The sequence below is a fragment of the Pseudomonas sp. GW821-FHT05H12 genome (assembly GCF_059419385.1).
In genome coordinates this window covers 1-2,086 of sequence record NZ_JBWKRS010000086.1, presented here as the reverse complement: position 1 = coordinate 2,086, position 2,086 = coordinate 1, and the positions used below count along the sequence as shown (strand labels likewise).

Genomic DNA, 2,086 nt, shown 5'->3' with positions numbered 1-2,086 from the left:
CCCTCCTCCCCCCCCCCCCCCCCCCCCCCCCCCCCCCCCCCCCCCCCCCCCCCCCAACCCCAGCTCCCACATTGATTGAGTTTTTACAGGTAGTTTGGGTCAGGCTTTAGGACCCAGGCCATCGGTCCGGAACATCGTCCGAATCCCGCGCACCGCCTGGCGAATCCGGTCCTGGTTTTCGATCAGCGCGAAGCGCACATGATCATCCCCATACTCGCCAAACCCGATGCCCGGCGACACACACACCTTCGCCTCCAGCAGCAGCTTCTTGGCAAACTCCAGCGAACCCATGGCGGCATACGCCTCGGGGATCTTCGCCCAGACGTACATCGACGCCTTCGGATTCTCCACCATCCAGCCCAATTCATGCAGGCCCTTGACCAGCACATTGCGGCGTTGACGGTACTGCTCGGCGATGTCCTTCACGCACTGCTGATCGCCTTCCAGGGCCGCAATGGCGGCGACTTGCAGCGGCGTGAAGGTGCCGTAGTCGTGGTAGCTCTTGATGCGTGCCAGGGCGCTGACTAGTTCCGGGTTGCCCACCATGAAACCGATGCGCCAGCCTGCCATGTTGTAGCTCTTGGACAGGGTGAAAAACTCCACCGCAATATCCTTGGCGCCCGGCACCTGCATGATCGACGGGGCTTTCCAGCCGTCGTAGACGATGTCGGCATAGGCCAGGTCGTGGATCACCAGCACGTCGTACTGCTTGGCCAGGGCGATCACGCGTTCAAAGAAATCCAGCTCCACGCACTGCGCGGTGGGGTTGGACGGGAAGCCCAGGATCATCATCTTCGGCTTGGGGATCGAGCCACGAATGGCGCGCTCCAGCTCGGCGAAGAAATCCACGCCGGGCACCAGTGGCACCGAGCGCACCTGGGCGCCGGCAATCACCGCGCCGTAGATGTGAATCGGGTAGCTCGGGTTAGGCACCAGCACGGTATCGCCCTGGTCCAGGGTGGCCAGCATCAAATGCGCCAGGCCTTCCTTGGAACCAATGGTCACGATGGCTTCGGACTCAGGGTCGATGTCCACTTCATAACGGTCTTTGTACCAACGCGAAATCGCCCGGCGCAGACGCGGAATGCCTTTGGAAGTGGAATAGCCGTGGGTGTCTTCGCGCTGGGCGACCTGCACGAGTTTTTCGACAATGTGCGGCGGCGTGGCGCCGTCGGGGTTACCCATGCTCAAGTCGATGATGTCTTCGCCGCGCCGACGCGCAGCCATCTTCAGCTCGGCAGTGATATTGAAAACGTAAGGGGGGAGTCGATCTATGCGCGCAAAGCGGCGCGGCGAACCTTGGTCTGCCATTGTTGCCTCGAGATACGTAAGCGCCCGGAACCGTCCGAGCGACGTCGGCCACTGCGGTGGCCTGCGGGGCAGACAATACGGTCGATGATGGCCAGTTGTCCAGATGCGTAGGAAAATTTTCTGCGTGCAGTGTTGCGCGGATATCCCCCTATACTCGATACGGGTTTGTACCCTCATAAGAAGGAGACTGTTCGTATGGATCAGCAGACAAAAAAACCGTTGGAGCCACGCATGGAAGCGGGTAAAGCCCTGGTGATTGCCGGGGTGCAAGGGCGTTATTCGAAGGCGACCATCGGCGACATCCCGCGCTTGTGGGAGTTGTTCGACACCTGCGTCAAAGACATCAAACAGCGCGTGGGTGGCGTGACGTATGGGGTTTGCCATAACCCCAAGCATGGCGAATTCGACTACATGGCCGGCGTTGAAGTGCCGACCAAGGGCGACGTGCCAGGCAACTTCGAGTCCATTGAAATTCCGCCGCTCAACTACGCCGTCTTCCCGCATTACGGGCCGGTGCAGGCACTTGAGCAAACCTACGAACGCATCATGTTCGAGTGGCTGCCGCACTCAGGCTACAAGGTGATGGGCGCGGATTTCGAGCGCTACAGCGCCGATTTCGATGGACGCAAAGGCACCGGCACCGTGGAGATCTGGTTGCCGATCGGCGAAAGAGGCTGACACTCCGCCGTTGTAGGAGCGCGGGGGGGGGGGGGGGGGGGGGGGGGGGGGGGGGGGGGGGGGGGGGGGGGGGGGGGGGAGGGGGGGGGGGGGGGGG

General features: G+C 62.3%; 2 protein-coding genes. One reads left to right on the top strand and one right to left on the bottom strand.

The window, feature by feature from the left end; genetic code table 11:
* Positions 1-99: 99 nt before the first annotated feature.
* Complete coding sequence (alaC, locus tag AC07SU_RS30860; RefSeq protein ID WP_494999266.1) at positions 100-1,311, bottom strand: alanine transaminase; 1,212 nt, start codon at positions 1,309-1,311, stop codon at positions 100-102.
* A gap of 195 nt (positions 1,312-1,506) precedes the next feature.
* Between alaC and AC07SU_RS30855 the strand changes: the two genes are divergently transcribed.
* Positions 1,507-1,989 carry a GyrI-like domain-containing protein gene (locus AC07SU_RS30855; protein WP_494999265.1) on the top strand — a complete coding sequence of 161 codons (483 nt, stop codon included), beginning with the start codon at positions 1,507-1,509 and terminating at the stop codon, positions 1,987-1,989.
* Positions 1,990-2,086: the final 97 nt, after the last annotated feature.